12 protein-coding genes are annotated in these 15,729 nt (G+C 70.5%); 6 read left to right on the top strand and 6 right to left on the bottom strand.

Features of this window, described 5'->3' with window-relative positions:
* The first annotated feature begins 57 nt into the window (after positions 1-57).
* Complete coding sequence (locus ACIRHA_RS19380) at positions 58-867, top strand: carbon-nitrogen family hydrolase (protein WP_403847020.1); 810 nt, start codon at positions 58-60, stop codon at positions 865-867.
* A 627-nt stretch (positions 868-1,494) separates the two neighbouring features.
* Here the strand turns inward: ACIRHA_RS19380 and ACIRHA_RS19375 are convergent.
* On the bottom strand, positions 1,495-1,995 hold the full coding sequence (locus ACIRHA_RS19375; protein ID WP_403847018.1) for an LURP-one-related/scramblase family protein: 501 nt from the start codon (positions 1,993-1,995) through the stop codon (positions 1,495-1,497).
* Between the two features lie 203 nt (positions 1,996-2,198).
* Between ACIRHA_RS19375 and ACIRHA_RS19370 the strand changes: the two genes are divergently transcribed.
* Complete coding sequence (locus ACIRHA_RS19370) at positions 2,199-3,740, top strand: FG-GAP repeat domain-containing protein (protein WP_403847015.1); 1,542 nt, start codon at positions 2,199-2,201, stop codon at positions 3,738-3,740.
* Between the two features lie 25 nt (positions 3,741-3,765).
* On the opposite strand, the gene ACIRHA_RS19365 is transcribed toward ACIRHA_RS19370, so the two are convergent.
* The 4 genes from ACIRHA_RS19365 to ACIRHA_RS19350 all read right to left on the bottom strand — a co-directional run bounded on the left by ACIRHA_RS19365 (position 3,766) and on the right by ACIRHA_RS19350 (position 8,436).
* A complete protein-coding gene (locus ACIRHA_RS19365) occupies positions 3,766-4,623 on the bottom strand; it encodes a YhjD/YihY/BrkB family envelope integrity protein (RefSeq protein ID WP_403847012.1) in 858 nt (285 codons plus the stop codon).
* A gap of 80 nt (positions 4,624-4,703) precedes the next feature.
* Positions 4,704-4,928: a DUF6458 family protein gene (locus ACIRHA_RS19360; RefSeq protein ID WP_351338687.1), complete on the bottom strand. Its 225-nt coding sequence runs from the start codon at positions 4,926-4,928 to the stop codon at positions 4,704-4,706.
* A gap of 98 nt (positions 4,929-5,026) precedes the next feature.
* Entirely contained in the window at positions 5,027-6,325 is a 1,299-nt protein-coding gene (locus ACIRHA_RS19355) for a M18 family aminopeptidase (protein WP_403847009.1), read from the bottom strand.
* A gap of 272 nt (positions 6,326-6,597) precedes the next feature.
* Complete coding sequence (locus tag ACIRHA_RS19350; RefSeq protein WP_403847006.1) at positions 6,598-8,436, bottom strand: acyl-CoA dehydrogenase; 1,839 nt, start codon at positions 8,434-8,436, stop codon at positions 6,598-6,600.
* Positions 8,437-8,635: 199 nt separating this feature from the next.
* On the opposite strand from ACIRHA_RS19350, the gene ACIRHA_RS19345 reads away from it, so the two are divergent.
* From ACIRHA_RS19345 to ACIRHA_RS19335, 3 genes are all read left to right on the top strand, one after another.
* Positions 8,636-9,094, top strand: coding sequence for an SseB family protein (locus ACIRHA_RS19345; protein ID WP_266711827.1), 459 nt, complete (start codon positions 8,636-8,638; stop codon positions 9,092-9,094).
* 204 nt (positions 9,095-9,298) lie between these two features.
* Complete coding sequence (locus ACIRHA_RS19340) at positions 9,299-10,264, top strand: pirin family protein (RefSeq protein ID WP_403847004.1); 966 nt, start codon at positions 9,299-9,301, stop codon at positions 10,262-10,264.
* Positions 10,265-10,346: 82 nt separating this feature from the next.
* Entirely contained in the window at positions 10,347-11,459 is a 1,113-nt protein-coding gene (locus ACIRHA_RS19335; RefSeq protein ID WP_403847002.1) for an AI-2E family transporter, read from the top strand.
* Here the strand turns inward: ACIRHA_RS19335 and ACIRHA_RS19330 are convergent.
* A complete protein-coding gene (locus ACIRHA_RS19330; RefSeq protein WP_403846999.1) occupies positions 11,375-13,549 on the bottom strand; it encodes a SpoIIE family protein phosphatase in 2,175 nt (724 codons plus the stop codon). The two genes, ACIRHA_RS19335 and ACIRHA_RS19330, sit on opposite strands and share 85 nt — an antisense overlap.
* Before the next feature lie 313 nt (positions 13,550-13,862).
* On the opposite strand from ACIRHA_RS19330, the gene aspS reads away from it, so the two are divergent.
* Positions 13,863-15,629 carry an aspartate--tRNA ligase gene (gene aspS / locus ACIRHA_RS19325; protein ID WP_403846996.1) on the top strand — a complete coding sequence of 589 codons (1,767 nt, stop codon included), beginning with the start codon at positions 13,863-13,865 and terminating at the stop codon, positions 15,627-15,629.
* The last annotated feature ends 100 nt before the right edge of the window (positions 15,630-15,729 follow it).

Below are 15,729 nucleotides of genomic sequence, written 5' to 3'. Positions count from 1 at the left end.
AACGCAGGGCTGTTGTTGACGTAGAGCCGACGGCTCGAATGCCAGGACGGTGGTAGTGTGCGCGCCTCGCTCATCCAGATCGCGGTAAATGACGACAAGGCGACCGAATCGGTCAACGCCCGTCGTGAGCGCGTGAGTTCACTGGTCCGAGCGGAGGCGGGGGCCGCCGACCTCGTCGTACTCCCCGAGTTGTGGACCACCGGGGCCTTCGCCTACGAGCGGTTCGCCGAGGAGGCCGAGCCGCTGGAGGGGCCGACCTTCGAAGCGATGGCCAAGGCCGCGCGGGACGCGGAGGTGTGGCTGCACGCGGGCTCGATCCCGGAACGGGACCCCGATGGCCCCCTCTACAACACCTCGCTCGTCTTCTCCCCCGACGGCGAACTCGCCGCCGCCTACCGGAAGATCCACCGGTTCGGCTTCGACAAGGGTGAGGCGGTGCTGATGGGCGCCGGCGAGGAACTGGTGACCGTGCGGCTGCCGGAGACCGTGGTGGGTGTGACCACGTGCTACGACCTGCGGTTCCCTGAGCTGTACCGGGGGCTGGTCGACCGGGGTGCGCAGACGCTGATCGTGTCGGCGGGGTGGCCCGAGCGGCGGCGCTCGCACTGGACGTTGCTCGCGCGGGCGAGGGCCGTGGAGAACCAGGCGTTCGTGCTGGCGTGCGGAAGTGCGGGTACGCATGCGGGGGTTGCGCAGGCCGGACACAGTGTCGTGGTCGACCCGTGGGGTGAGGTGCTTGCGGAGGCGGGGGCCGGGGAGGAGGTGCTGCGGGTGGAGTTCGACCCGGCGGAGGTCGGGGTCACCCGGAACCAGTTCCCGGCCCTGAAGGACCGCCGCATGGGCCTGCCGGCGCCGACCGGTCCGTAGTGTGCCGGAACCGTCCTGGCGGCGCTCAACCGGGGCCGGGGCCCCCGTTCACCGTCGCGCGGCACCGTACTCCGATCCGCACCGGGGCCAACGCCCGCCGTCCGTATCGTCGCGCGGCACCGTGCTCTGATCCGCACCGGGGCCAACGCCCGCCGTCACCGTCGCGCGGCACCGGGGCGCCGCCTTGCCCACCCTGCCGCCCAAGGCGGCAGATTGCCCAAGGCGGCGGCGGTCGGCGGCCACGGGTGGGGAACCGTTCCGTCGGCGGATGGCGCAAGGCGGTTGCGGCATACCGTGAGGCCGACGCCCCGTGCTCAAGGCGGTGTCGACGCCCGGTGAGGCCGACGCCCCCGGAGGGGGCGGGTGGGTGGGAGATGGGCGGGTGGCGGGTAAATCGAGCCCGGCAACATCAAGTCCGGCAACATCGAGCCCGGCAATATCAAGCCCCGCCGGCGATTGAGGCGCGGGGTCCGGGGCGGAGCCCCGCGGGCTCAGCCACGCCTCCCGCTCCCGGACGGGGTCAGGCCATCACCGCCCCGCGGGCTCAGCCACGCCTCCGCCCCCCCCGGACCGGGGTCAGGCCACCACCGCCCCCGTGGGCCCAGCCACGCCCCCGCCCCCGGACGGTCAGTCCACCGCTCCGCGTTCCTTCTCCGCGAGGTGGATCACGCACACCGCCACCGCGATGAGCAGCGCCGGATCCGCATCCTCCCGCACCACATTCACGCCGTAGGTGTCCCGCACCCGCAACCACCGCCGCGAAATCTCGGCGAGCAGCTCCCCCTCGTACTCGACGGCGAACTCCCGGTCCAGGATCTTGCCGCTGACGTCGAGCTCCGTGCTGCCGTCGGCGAGCTGGACACGGTAGTGATTGCGCAGCAGGGAGAGCCGCTTGCGCTTGATCTTCGCCAGCTCCTCGTCCCCGCGCTCGATGACCATCGTGTCGCGTAGCGCGAACACCTTCTTGTGGATGTCGATGAGGACCTGCCCGTCGGGCCCCTTGATCTCGAACGTGTCCCGTAGGCGCATCGCCTTGCCGTCGACGAGGAACGCCTTGCGGCCGTGCTCGTCCTCGATCCAGTAGTCCTCGCCGATCCCGAAGATCCGCTCTTTCACTTCGTAGCGCATACGTACACCAGTGCCCGAATCCCGGGACGAGGACCCTCCTCGCGACGCCCATTCGCCGCCCGTCCGGGGCCGGATGGCGGAACAGTGCCTCGCAGGGGCCCCGAAAAGCCGCACGTAGAAAGCGAATTCAGTGGTACGTGCAACCGTTCGAGGGATTAATGGGTCGTATGAGATGGACGTGACCTTACGACCAAAGGAACCGCATGTTGCGCGCACGACCCCACAGTGTCCGCAGGAACCGGATCGGCCTGCTGTCCGCGGCCCTCGTCGCGGGCGGCCTGACCGCCGTTTCACTGACCCCGGCCCAGGCGGCCACGGGGGCAATCTCCACCGGAACCGCCACCGCCGCCAAGGCGGCCGCCGGGAAGGCCGACGCCTCCGAGGACTTCAACGGCGACGGGTACGCCGATCTCGTGGCCGCCGCGACCGGAGGCACGATCTCCGGCCAGGCGGGGGCGGGCTACGTCGCGGTGACGTACGGCTCGGCGAACGGGCTCGACCTCGCGAACAAGAAGCTGATCTCCCGTTCCACCAGCGGGATTCCGGGCTCGGCCGCAGCCAAGGAGGCGTTCGGCCAGTACCTCACCAAGGGCGACCTGGACGGCGACGGCTACAGCGACCTCGTGATCGGCTCCAAGAGCAAGGCCGCCGGCAGCGTCATCGTCTGGGGCTCGGCCTCCGGCCTGACCGGCGGCACGAAGATCGCCACCTACGGAAGGTCGCCGCAGATCGGCGACTTCGACGGCGACGGCAAGGCCGACCTGGCCCTGCTCGCCGACATGGGCAGCTACGGCGACGACCCCGAGACCGAGGGGGCCGCCCTGTGGAAGGGCCCGGTCTCCAAGGCCGGCGCCCCCGCCCAGAAGCTCAACTTCATGGACAAGTCCGAGTGGTGGGGCTACGGCAAGGACGACGCGACCTGCGTCGACGACCCGTCCGGCTGCGTGGACGGGCCGGACTCGACGACGGGCCCCGTGTTCTTCAACGCGGTCGGCGACCTCAACGGCGACGGCCGCGACGACCTGGCCGCCCGCTCGTACAACGGCGACGGCATGTGGAACAACACCGTGCTGTACGGCAGCGGTTCGGGCTTCAAGCGCGGCTGGGCACCGGAGACCCAGGGGGAACTGGCCTCCGGTGACGTGAACGGCGACGGGATCGACGACCTGGTCGTCGGCTCCGACCCCGAGGAGTCCGACATCGGCGAGACGAACCAGAAGGTCACCGTCGCGTTCGGCTCGAAGGACGGCCTCACGGGCGACGCCACGCAGGCCTTCGACCAGTCCCTGCCCGGCTTCTACGGCGCCCAGGAGGACGGCGACAAGCTCGGCTCCTGCGTCTCCGTTGCCGATGTGGACGGCGACGGCAAGGCCGAGGTCGCCCTCGGCATCGCGGGCGAGGACTTCAGCGGTCTGAGCAACGCCGGCGCCGTCGCGCTGCTGCACGGTTCCGCGGACGGCGTGACCGGCGAGGGCTCCCAGGTGTTCAACCAGAACACGGCGGACGTGCCGGGCGTCGCCGAGTCGGACGACACGTTCGGCTCGGGCTGCCAGCTGCTCGACACGAACGGCGACGGCAAGCGCGACCTCGCGGTCTCCGCGACCGGCGAGAACGCGTCGGCCGGCGCGACCTGGTCCTTCCCGGGCACGGCCACCGGCATCACCGCCACCGGCTCGACCGCCATCAACCCGAAGGACCTCGGTGCCCCGGACGCCAAGGCCCTGTTCGGCAACCCGCTGCGGTAATCCCGCGGCCGGCCCCCGGCGGTGGCTACGCCGCCGGGGACCACCGCAGCAGCCGGGCCACCGGCCGCTCACGGGCCACGACCCGGCCCACCGAGATCCCCACGCACACCACCGTGAACAGCACGATCAGCCACGACAACAGCGTGAACACGAGCCCGAACGGGCCGAATTGGGCGAGCGAACGGTCCAGCACGCGCGGCATGTACAGGTGCGAGGCCCATGACAGCGTGACCACGCCCGCCCCGGTGAGCAGCGCTCCCGGCAGCAGCGGCAGCCACGCCACCCGGCTCCCGAGCAGCAGATGCTGCGTCCACCACCACAGCAGCACGCTCGACACGTACGACAGCGCGAGCCCCAGCCACGCGCCCGCGCCGAAGCCGTCACGCAGCACGCCCTGCGCGAGGATCGCCGCCGTCCACACCCCGAGCCACGCGAGCCACCGCCAGGCCACGAGCCGCAGCCCGGCCGGCGGCAGCTCCCAGGACCTTTCGCACACGCGCTGGAGCGCCCGGCTGCACGCGGTCGCCGACAGCAGCGTGACGAGGACGCCGACCACCCCCGAGGTGTCGCGCGTACCGGAATCCCCCGCCGCGTAGACCTGCTTGACCTGGTCGAGCGATGCGCCGCTGAGCCCCATCGCGGTGCGCGATGAGTCGAGCAGCTGCTCCCGCACGCCCGATGGCGCGAACGCGGCGACGACGAACAGCATCGGGATCGCCGTCAGGAACGCCTGCGCGGCCAGCCGCGTGGAGGAGTCGAGCAGCCGCACGGCGACGATCTGCCGCACCGTGCGCGTAACGAACGGAACCCGCTCCTGCACGCTCTCGACCTGCTCGGTGGCCCACTGGACGGTACGACTGACACGCCCGCTGCTGTCGCTCATAGCTGCCCAGCGTCGGTCACGGAACCACCCGCCGCCCGCCTGCCACACCGTCTCCAGGTCCCGAACCTCTTCCGGGTGCCCTAGATGTGGCGGTCCCGCTCGTCCTCGACCACGGTCGTGCGACCGGCCGGTGGGACCAGGCCCCTGCGCCGTCCGACGCTGCGGAACACGAAGACGCCGATCAGGCCGACGATCATGAGGATCCAGCCGACCAGGTCGAGGTTGACGCTCTGCATGTGCCAGTCGGTCGCGAACGCGAGGATCGCCCCGACGGCGACCAGGATGATGGAACCTCCAAGGCTCATCAGCTTCGCCTCCTGCGGTGTGTGCGGAAATGTGTGAGGGGCCCGGGTACCCCCGAACCCCTCGTACTCACACCGCTGTTGACGCGGGCGGGACCCGCTCAGCCCTCCAGGAACGCGGTGAGCGCGTTCGCCAGCAGGTACGGGTCGTCGGCGCCGCACAGCTCGCGGACGCTGTGCATCGACAGGATCGCCGTGCCGATGTCGACGGTCTTGATGCCGTGCCGGGCCGCGGTGATCGGGCCGATCGTCGTGCCGCACGGCATCGCGTTGTTCGACACGAACGACTGGAACGGGACGCCCGCCCGTTCGCACGCCGCCGCGAACACGGCCCGGCCCGAACCGTCCGTCGCGTAGCGGTTGTTGACGTTCACCTTGAGGATCGGGCCGCCGTTGGCGCGCGGGTGGTGCGTGGGGTCGTGGCGCTCGCCGTAGTTGGGGTGCACGGCGTGCCCGGTGTCGGAGGAGAGGCAGATCGTTCCCGCGAAGGCACGCGCCCGGTCCTCGTACGAGCCTCCGCGCGCGAACACCGAACGCTCAAGGACGTTCCCGAGCAGCGGGCCGTCGGCGCCGGTGTCGGACTGCGAACCGTTCTCCTCGTGGTCGAACGCGGCGAGCACGGGGATGTACGAGAGGTCCTCCTGCTTGGCCGCCTCGGCGAGCGCGGCCGTGCAGGCGTGCACGGACAGGAGGTTGTCCATCCGGGGCCCGGCGAGCAGTTCCTTGTCACGGCCCAGGTAGGAGGGCGCCTCGATGGCGTACGTCATGAGGTCCCAGCCGGTGATGGCGCCGCGGCCGAGGCCGTTCTCGTCCTCCAGGAACGCCATCAGGTCGCCCTCGTGAACGTCGCCGCCCAGGCCCCAGATGGGCTGCATGTGGCGCTGCTTGTCCAGCTTCAGGCCGTCCGACGTGACCGACCGGTCCAGGTGGATGGCGAGCTGCGGGACGCGCAGCAGGGCGCGGTCGACGTTCACCAGGCGCTCGGTGCCGTCGCGCAGCGAGACGCGGCCCGCGAGGCCCAGGTCGCGGTCGAGCCACGAGTTGAGCAGCGGCCCGCCATAGATCTCCACGGCGACCTGCCGCCAGCCGTTGCTCGCCAGGTCGGGCTGCGGCTTCACACGCAGGTTCGGGGAGTCGGTGTGCGCGCCGACGATCCGGAACGGCGTGTGGGCGCTTGCGCCCTCCGGCACGTACCAGGCGATGACGGCGCCGCCGCGGGTGACGAACCTGCCTCCGGACGTCCCGTCCCAGGCGTCGGTCTCCGCGACCTGCTGGAAGCCGGCCTTCTCCAGGCGCGCGGCCACGTTGGCCACGGCGTGGTACGGCGTAGGGCTCGCCGCGAGGAAGGCCATCAGGTCGTCGGTGTGCCCACGATCGAAGGGGCGGGAGGCGGTGTTCATGCGGCAAGGGTAGGCCAGCCCCTCCGGGTGGTGCGCGGCCCCGTGCGGCCTGCCTCCGGCGGCCTCCGCGCCCGTGTGTGCCCGGCCCTGTTCACCGCGCGGCCGGCGGTCGCGTCGTGGGTTTGCGCAGTTCCCCGCGCCCCTTTTAGGGGCGCGGGGAACTGCGCGCGAAAGCACAAGTGACCGCGTCTGCGTACGACGCCACGCCCTGTGGCCACAGGCGAAAGCCCGCCGCCCCGCAACAGGGACGACGGGCCTCACCACGACAAGGTCTAGAAGGACGCCTCGTCCAGGTCCATGATGTCCGCCCCCGACTCACTCGTCGTCTGCGCCAGCTTCCGCGCACCCGTCACGCCCGGCAGGACATTCGCCGCGAAGAACTTCGCAGCCGCGATCTTGCCCTGGTAGAACGCGACATCCTTGCCGGAGGCACCCGCCGCGAGCTTCTCGGCGGCGACGGCCGCGCCCTTGAGGAGCAGGTAGCCGACGACCACGTCGCCCGAAGCCATCAGCAGGCCGGTCGTGTTGAGGCCCACCTTGTAGATGGACTTCACGTCCTGCTCGGTGGCGACCAGGTCGTTGATCATGAGGCCGACGATGGCCTCCAGCTCGCCGGCGGCCTTGGCGAGCGTCTCGCGGGCCGCGGTCAGCTCCTCGCCGCCGGTCTCCACGGCGAGGAACTTCTTGATCTCCTCGGAGAGCGCGTTCAGCGCGGCGCCCTGGTTGCGGACGATCTTCCGGAAGAAGAAGTCCTGGCCCTGGATCGCGGTCGTGCCCTCGTAGAGGGTGTCGATCTTCGAGTCCCGGATGTACTGCTCGATCGGGTACTCCTGGAGGAACCCGGAGCCGCCGAACGTCTGCAGCGACTGGGCCAGCTGCTCGTAGCCCTTCTCGGAGCCGTAGCCCTTGACGATCGGGAGCAGCAGGTCGTTGAACGCGTGCTCGGCCGAGGCGTCCTCGCCCGCGGCCTCCTTGACCTGGATCGCGTCCTGCACGGAGGCCGTGTAGAGGACGAGCGTGCGCATGCCCTCCGCGTACGCCTTCTGCGTCATCAGGGAGCGGCGCACGTCCGGGTGGTGCGTGATGGTGACCTTCGGCGCGGTCTTGTCCGTGCTGCGGGCCAGGTCGGAGCCCTGGACACGCTCCTTGGCGTACTCGAGGGCGTTGAGGTAACCCGTCGACAGCGTGGAGATCGCCTTCGTGCCGACCATCATGCGGGCGAACTCGATGATGCGGAACATCTGGCGGATGCCGTCGTGCTTGTCACCGATCAGCCAGCCCTTGGCGGGGTGCTGGTCGCCGAAGGTCATCTCGCACGTGTTGGACGCCTTGAGGCCCATCTTGTGCTCGACGTTCGTGGCGTAGACGCCGTTGCGCTCGCCCAGCTCGCCGGTCTCCCAGTCGAACTCGAACTTCGGGACGAGGAAGAGCGAGAGGCCCTTGGTGCCGGGGCCGTGGCCCTCGGGGCGGGCGAGGACGTAGTGGAGGATGTTCTCCGACATGTCGTGCTCACCGGACGTGATGAACCGCTTCACGCCCTCGATGTGCCAGGAGCCGTCCGCCTGCTCGACGGCCTTGGTGCGGCCCGCGCCGACGTCCGAACCGGCGTCCGGCTCGGTCAGCACCATCGTCGAGCCCCACTGCTTGTCGACGGCGATCTCGGCAGCCTTCTTCTGCTGCTCGTTGCCCTCCTCGAAGAGGATGCCGGCGAACGCGGGGCCGGACGAGTACATCCAGACCGCCGGGTTGGCGCCCAGGATCAGCTCCGCGTGGGCCCAGATGAGCGAGCGCGGGGCGGTGGTGCCGCCGATCTCCTCGGGCAGGCCGAGCCGCCAGTACTCGGCGTCCATGAACGCCTGGTAGCTCTTCTTGAAGGAGGCAGGGACCGGCGCCGTGTTGGTCTCCGGGTCGAAGACCGGCGGGTTCCGGTCGGCGTCCGCGAAGGACTCCGCCAGGTCGTTCTCGGAGAGGCGGGTGACCTCTTCGAGGATGCTCTTGGCGGTGTCGACGTCCATCTCCGCGAACGGTCCGGTGCCGTACAGCTTGTCGCGATCGAGCACCTCGAAGAGGTTGAACTCGATGTCGCGGAGATTCGACTTGTAATGCCCCATGGCGACGGCTCCGTAAAAGATCGGGGAGGCGGGTCGTCCCGGGTTGGCCCGGACCGTCCTCGTACGCATACCAACTAGTAACCAACACAATGCTACCCGTGGGTAATAAGAATCAACCCCCAGTGGTCCATCTGTGACGAACTAGGCGCTCTGGCGCTCTCGTCCCGCCGCCCCCTCGGGCGTCGGTAGTCTTTCCCTCATGTACGGCTACGACCAGAGCCCGGGCGCCGGGCAGCAGCAGTACGCGCCGCCGCAGGGCGGGTACGGGCAGCAGGCTCCGCCGCTGTACCCGGAGCCGTCGCCGCCTTCGCTCACGGACGCGGTCCGCGCGTTCACCACGGGCTCGATGTCCGCCGAGGACTTCCAGCAGATCTTCGCCTCGTCGAAGGTCTACTGCCCGCGCGGTGACAACCCGGGCTTCCTCGCGCTGCACAACACGCAGCAGCCGGTCATCCCGATGTTCAGCACGCTCAAGGAGCTGCGCAGGTACGCGGGCAAGGAGTCCAAGTACTTCGTCATCACCGGCGCCGAGGTGATCGACCTGCTGCCCACCGGATACGGCTTCGTCCTCGACATGGAGGGCGAGCACCGGATGGTCTTCGACGCGAAGGCGGTCGAGGAGATGGTCGACTTCGCGATGCGCCGCATGTATGGCTAGACGCCATTACTTCGTAGACGGCTAGACGCCATCGCTTCGCGGGCGGCCAGCCGCCCCCACCCTTGACTCGTACGGGCCCGGACGCTTCTCGCGTCCGGGTCCTTTGCGTGTCCGTACCCGGCCCCGGCGCGGTCGGGAATACGGCACGACTTGCTGGATGTTCACCGTTCAACTAAATTGGAAGCAGACCCCGAGGAGGCCGCCATGCCCGCTGTGACCGTCGAGAACCCGCTGACCCTGCCCCGTGTGGCCGCGCCGGCGGACGCCGTGGCGCGCCCCGTGCTCGCTGTGACGACCGCGCCCAGCGGTTTCGAAGGGGAGGGATTCCCGGTGCGCCGCGCGTTCGCCGGGATCAACTACAAGCACCTCGACCCGTTCATCATGATGGACCAGATGGGTGAGGTGGAGTACGAGGCCGGGGAGCCCAAGGGCACGCCCTGGCACCCGCACCGCGGCTTCGAGACCGTCACGTACATCATCGACGGCACCTTCATCCACCAGGACTCGCACGGCGGTGGCGGCACCATCACCAACGGCGACACCCAGTGGATGACGGCCGGCTCGGGTCTGCTGCACATCGAGACGCCGCCGGAGTCGCTCGTCATGAGCGGCGGTCTGTTCCACGGCCTCCAGCTGTGGGTCAACCTGCCCGCCAAGGACAAGATGAAGAACCCGCGCTACCAGGACATCCGCGGCGGCCAGGTCAAGCTGCTCACCACCGAGGACGGCGGCGCGCTGCTCCGCGTCATCGCCGGTGAGCTGGACGGCAACGACGGCCCCGGCATCACGCACACCCCGATCACGATGGTGCACGCCACCGTCCGCCCGGGCGCCGAGGCGACGCTGCCCTGGCGCGAGGACTACAACGGGCTGGTCTACGTGCTCGCGGGCAAGGGCACCGTCGGCCCCGACCGGCGTCCCGTGCACACGGGACAGACCGCCGTGTTCGGCGCGGGCTCGTCCCTGACCGTGCGCGCCGACGAGTCGCAGGACGCGAACACCCCCGACCTCGAAGTGGTCATCCTGGGCGGGCAGCCGATCCGTGAGCCCATGGCGCACTACGGCCCGTTCGTGATGAACAACAAGGCCGAACTGCAGCAGGCCTTCGACGACTTCCAGGCCGGACGCCTGGGCGTCATCCCCAGCAAGGAGCGCCTGCCGCACACGTGAGGCGCCGACAGACGTGACGCCCCGTCACCCGGCCGGAGAGGCCGGGGAGGCGGGGCGTTCGCGTGCGTGATCAACTGGCAGGGTGCAGACCGGTAAGCCACTCCTCCCCGACCCCGCCCGCCGCCTCGCCGCCTGGTGCGCCGTCGTCCTGCTCGTCGCCGGGGTCGGCTGGCTCGGGATCGTGCTGTGCATCCAGCTCAGGACCGCCGTCGTACCGGTCCTGCTCGCCCTGCTCGGCACCGCGCTGCTGCGGCCCGTCTACCTCGCCCTGCGCCGCGCCAAGGTGCAGCGCTCCCTCGCCTCCGGGCTCACCTGCGCGCTGATCCTGGTCGTCGTGGGCGGCGCCGGATACATCGTGGTCGCGGCCCTCATCGACACCGGCGACCAGATCGTGACCTCGCTCAAGCAGGCCGCGCAGGACCTCTCCGACCGGTTCGGCACCGGCGCGCTCGACCTCGACCATCTCGCCGACAACGCCCAGGACCTGCTCAAGAAGTACGGCAGCAACGCAGCGTCCGGAGTGATCAGCGGGCTCAGCGCGGCGGGGGAGGTCGCCGCGATGGCGGTGCTCGCCCTGCTGCTCTGCTTCTTCTTCCTGCGTGACGCCCCGCGCTTCCGGGAAGCGCTGCGGCAGGCCGCGCCCGGTTCGGCCGGGGAGACCCTGGAGGCCATCGCCCGCCGGGCCTTCGCCGCGATCTCCGGTTTCATGCGCGGCACCACCCTCATCGCCCTCATCGACGCGACCTGCATCGGCATCGGGCTGCTCATCCTTCAGGTCCCCGGCGCGGTCGGCCTCGCGGCGCTGGTGTTCGTCGGCGCCTACATCCCCTACCTGGGTGCCTTCATCTCCGGAGCGGTGGCCATCCTGGTCGCGCTCGCCGACCGGGGTTTCGTCATCGCGCTGTGGGCGCTGGGCGTGGTGCTCGCGGTGCAGGTGCTCGAAGGGCATGTGCTGCAGCCGATGATCCAGTCCCGCACGGTGCAGATGCACCCGGCGGCGGTACTGCTCGCGATCACGGCGGGGGCCTCTGTCGCCGGGATCCTCGGGATGCTGCTCGCGGTGCCGCTGACGGCCGCCGCGTTCGGCGTCCTCAGCGAACTGCGCGAACGCTACGGGGCCTCGGATGCTGTTTCACGTGAAACTGCGGCAGCGGCGTCCCCACCCGCGTCCCCACCCGCGTCCGAAGGCTCGTAGAGCTCGAACCAGATGCTCTTGCCCTCGCCCCGCGGGTCCACGCCCCAGCGGTCGGCGAGCAGCTCCATGAGCACCAACCCGCGCCCCGATGACGCCAGTTCACCGGGGCGGCGCTTGTGCGGCAGGTCGTCGGAGGCGTCCGCGACCTCCACGCGGAGCCGGCGGGGTTCGCTGCCGTGCCGGGTCATCTCGGCGACCAGGAGTGCGTCGCCGTCGGTGTGCACCAGGACGTTGGTGACCATCTCGGAGACGAGCAGCACCGCCGAGTCCATCTGATCCGTGTCGGCCCAGTCGTGCAGCAGCTCCCGCAGCTGCTGGCGGGCGGCCGCGATCCGCTCCGGCTCGGCCTGGGCGATGGTCATCGCCGTGCGCCGGGCCACCGTGGCACCGGCCGGCTCGGTGGTGCGGCGCAGCAGCAACAGCGCGATGTCGTCCTCGCGGCGGTCCACGAGCGGCCCCGTGGAGTGGTGCGAGGAGGGGCCGTGGACCGCCCGCACCAGGGTGTCGGCCAGCTCCTCCAGCCGGTCGTCCGAGCCGGACTCCAGGGCCGCACGGATCCGCGACCAGCCGGTGTCCAGGTCGTGCCCGCCCGTCTCGATCAGGCCGTCCGTGCACAGGAGCAGCGTCTCGCCGGGTTCGAGGACGAGGCGGGTCGTCGGATAGTCCGCGTCCGGGTCGACCCCGAGCGGCAGTCCACCCGCGGTGGGGCGGACCAGGACGGTGCCGTCGGTCGTCCGGATCGCGGGGTCCGGGTGCCCGGCGCGGGCGATCTCCAGCACGCCGGTGGCCGGGTCGGCCTGCACGTACAGACAGGTCGCGAAGCGCGGGTCCGCACCCGATTCGTCGGTGTCGCCGATGCCGTGCAGGAAGCGGGAGGCTCGGGAGAGCACGGCATCGGGCCGGTGGCCCTCGGAGGCGTACGCGCGCAGGGCGACGCGGAGCTGGCCCATCAGCCCCGCCGCCCGTACGTCATGGCCCTGTACGTCGCCGATGACCAGGGCGATGCCACCGCCCGGCAGCGGGATCATGTCGTACCAGTCGCCGCCGACCTGGAGACCGCCGCCGGTCGGCACGTAGCGGGCGGCGATGCTCATGCCGGGGATCTCCGGGCCGAGCGAGGGCAGCATCGTCTTCTGCAGGCCGTCGGTGAGCTCCCGCTCCGACTCGGCGACCCCGGCCCTGGACAGGGCCTGCGCCAGCATCCGCGCGACCGTGGTCAGGACCGAGCGCTCGTCGGGCGTGAACGACACCGGGTACATGAACCCCGCCATCCACGCGCCGATCGTGCGGCCCGCGACGATCAGCGGCAGGAACGCCCACGACTTGCGCTCGAAGCGGGCGGCCAGCGGCCAGGCGGCCGGGTAGCGGGCGCGGTACTCGTCCGGCGAGGACAGATAGACCGCGCGCCCGGTGCGGACGACCTCGGCGGCCGGGTAGTCCGTGGCCAGGTCCATATCGGTGAAGGGGTCCTCCTCGCCGTCCGCCTGGCCGTGGTGCCCGATGACGTTGAGCCGGTCGCCCGCGACGCCGAACACGGCGAGGCCGTCCGGCGAGAACCCCGGCATGGAGAGCCCCGCGGCGACCCGCAGCACCTCTTCCGTGGACCCGGCCTCCGCGAGCGCCCGCCCCGCGTCCAGCAGGAAGGCCTCGCGCGAGCGCCGCCAGTCGCCGGTCACCGGGGTGCGGGACGCGGCCTCCGGTGGCGGCTCGGAGACCTCCTGGAGCGTGCCGATGAGCTCGAACGAGTCCGGGGTGTCGCCGTGCAGGATCGGCTTGGAGCGGCTGCGTACGGTGCGCAGTACATGGCCCTGGCCGTCCATGACGCGCAGCCGGGCCTCGGCGAGGGTGCCCTCGGCGACGGCGAGCTGCACGATCCCGTCGATCTCGTTCCAGTCGACCGGGTGGAAACGGGCGCGGGCGGCGGACTCCGTCAAGGTGACGGGCTCGCCGGGGGCGGCGGTGGGCAGGCCGATGAGCCGGGCGGCCTCGGCGTCGAAGGTGACGAGCCCGGCCCGGTTGTCCCATCGCCACAGCCCGGTGGCCAGAGCGGCGAGGACGTCCTCCACGGGAGGGAGGTCACCGGTGCGCATTGCCCCACTCTAGGAAGGGTTGATCGCTCCCGGCCACCAGAGGCTGCCGCCTGGGGTGGGCAGGCCTGGCCCCGGGAGCCGGGCCGACGTCACGGGGCTCCGCCCCGGACCCCGCGCCTCAATCGCCGGCGGGGCTGGAAAGATCGCCTCAATCGCCGGCGGGGCTTGAGGTATCAAGCCCCGCCGGCGATTGAGGCGCTCCACCCCCTGCGGCGATTGAGCAGCGGGGGACGGGCCGCCGGGGGCCGGTAGGCTTGGGGGGATCCCGGTTGTCTCCCGGGGAACCCCAAGCGCAAAGGCTGGATGAACGACGATGCATCGGTACAGGTCCCACACCTGCGGCGAGCTCCGCTCCTCTGACGTCGGCTCCGACGTCCGGCTGAGCGGCTGGCTGCACAATCGCCGAGACCTGGGCGGCATCCTCTTCATCGATCTGCGCGACCACTACGGCATCACGCAGCTCGTCGCCCGCCCCGGCACCGAGGCCGCCGAGGTCCTCGACAAGCTGACGAAGGAAACGGTCGTCCGCATCGACGGCAAGGTCGTCTCCCGCGGCGCCGACAACGTGAACCCCGAGCTGCCCACCGGCGAGGTCGAGATCGAGGCCTCCGAGGTCGAGGTGCTCGGCGCGGCGCAGCAGCTGCCGTTCCAGATCAACCAGGACGACGGCGTGGGCGAGGAGCGTCGCCTGGAGTACCGCTTCCTGGATCTGCGCCGGGAGCGCATGCACCGCAACATCATGCTGCGCAGCGAGGTCATCGCCTCGATCCGCTCGAAGATGGTCAACCTCGGCTTCAACGAGATGGCGACGCCGATCCTCGCCGCGACCTCCCCCGAGGGCGCCCGCGACTTCGTCGTCCCGTCCCGCCTGAACCCGGGCAAGTTCTACGCCCTCCCCCAGGCCCCGCAGCAGTTCAAGCAGCTGCTGATGATCTCGGGCTTCGACCGCTACTTCCAGATCGCGCCGTGCTTCCGCGACGAGGACGCGCGCGCGGACCGCTCGCCGGGCGAGTTCTACCAGCTCGACATCGAGATGAGCTTCGTCGAGCAGGAAGACGTCTTCCGCCCGATCGAGAAGCTCATGACGGAGATCTTCACGGAGTTCGGCGGCGGCCGCGAGGTCACGAGCCCGTTCCCGCGGATCCCGTTCCGCGAGTCGATGCTGAAGTACGGCAACGACAAGCCGGACCTGCGCGCCAAGCTCGAACTCGTCGACATCACCGACGTGTTCGAGGGCTCGGAGTTCAAGGCGTTCGCGGGCAGGCACGTGCGTGCGCTGCCCGTCCCGGACACCGCCTCGCAGTCCCGCAAGTTCTTCGACGGCCTCGGCGACTACGCGGTCGAGCAGGGCGCGAAGGGCCTCGCCTGGATCCGCGTCGGCGAGGACGGCACGTTCGCGGGCCCGATCGCCAAGTTCCTCACCGAGGAGAACGTCAAGGTCCTCACCGAGCGCCTCGGCCTCAAGGCCGGCCACGCCGTGTTCTTCGGCGCGGGCGAGTTCGACGAGGTCTCGAAGATCATGGGCGCGGTCCGCGTCGAGGCCGCCAAGCGCGCGGGCCACTTCGAGGAGGGCGTCTTCCGCTTCTGCTGGATCGTCGACTTCCCGATGTACGAGAAGGACGAGGAGACCGGCAAGATCGACTTCTCCCACAACCCGTTCTCCATGCCGCAGGGCGGTATGCAGGACCTGGAGGAGAAGGACCCGCTGGACATCCTGGCGTGGCAGTACGACATCGTCTGCAACGGCATCGAGCTGTCCTCCGGCGCCATCCGTAACCACGAGCCCGACATCATGATCAAGGCGTTCGAGATCGCGGGCTACGACGCGGAGACCGTGGAGGCCGAGTTCGCGGGCATGCTCCGCGCGTTCCGCTTCGGCGCTCCGCCGCACGGCGGGATCGCCCCGGGCGTCGACCGCATCGTCATGCTCCTCGCCGACGAGCCGAACATCCGGGAGACCATCTCGTTCCCGCTGAACGGCAACGCGCAGGACCTGATGATGGGCGCGCCCACCGAGCTGGACGAGACGCGCCTGCGCGAGCTCAACATCCAGCTGCGCAAGCCGGTCGAGAAGAAGTAACCAAGTCACCGGCGCCGTACGGCAGTTCACGTCAGGGCCCCCGCTCCGCACACCGGAGCGGGGGCCCTGACGTTTCTCGGCGTTTCACAGCCCACACCCA

Source organism: Streptomyces sp. NPDC102360, assembly GCF_044766085.1.
GTDB lineage: Bacteria > Actinomycetota > Actinomycetes > Streptomycetales > Streptomycetaceae > Streptomyces.
Note: the sequence above shows the minus strand (reverse complement) of the source record. Positions and strands in the feature narration are given on the sequence as shown.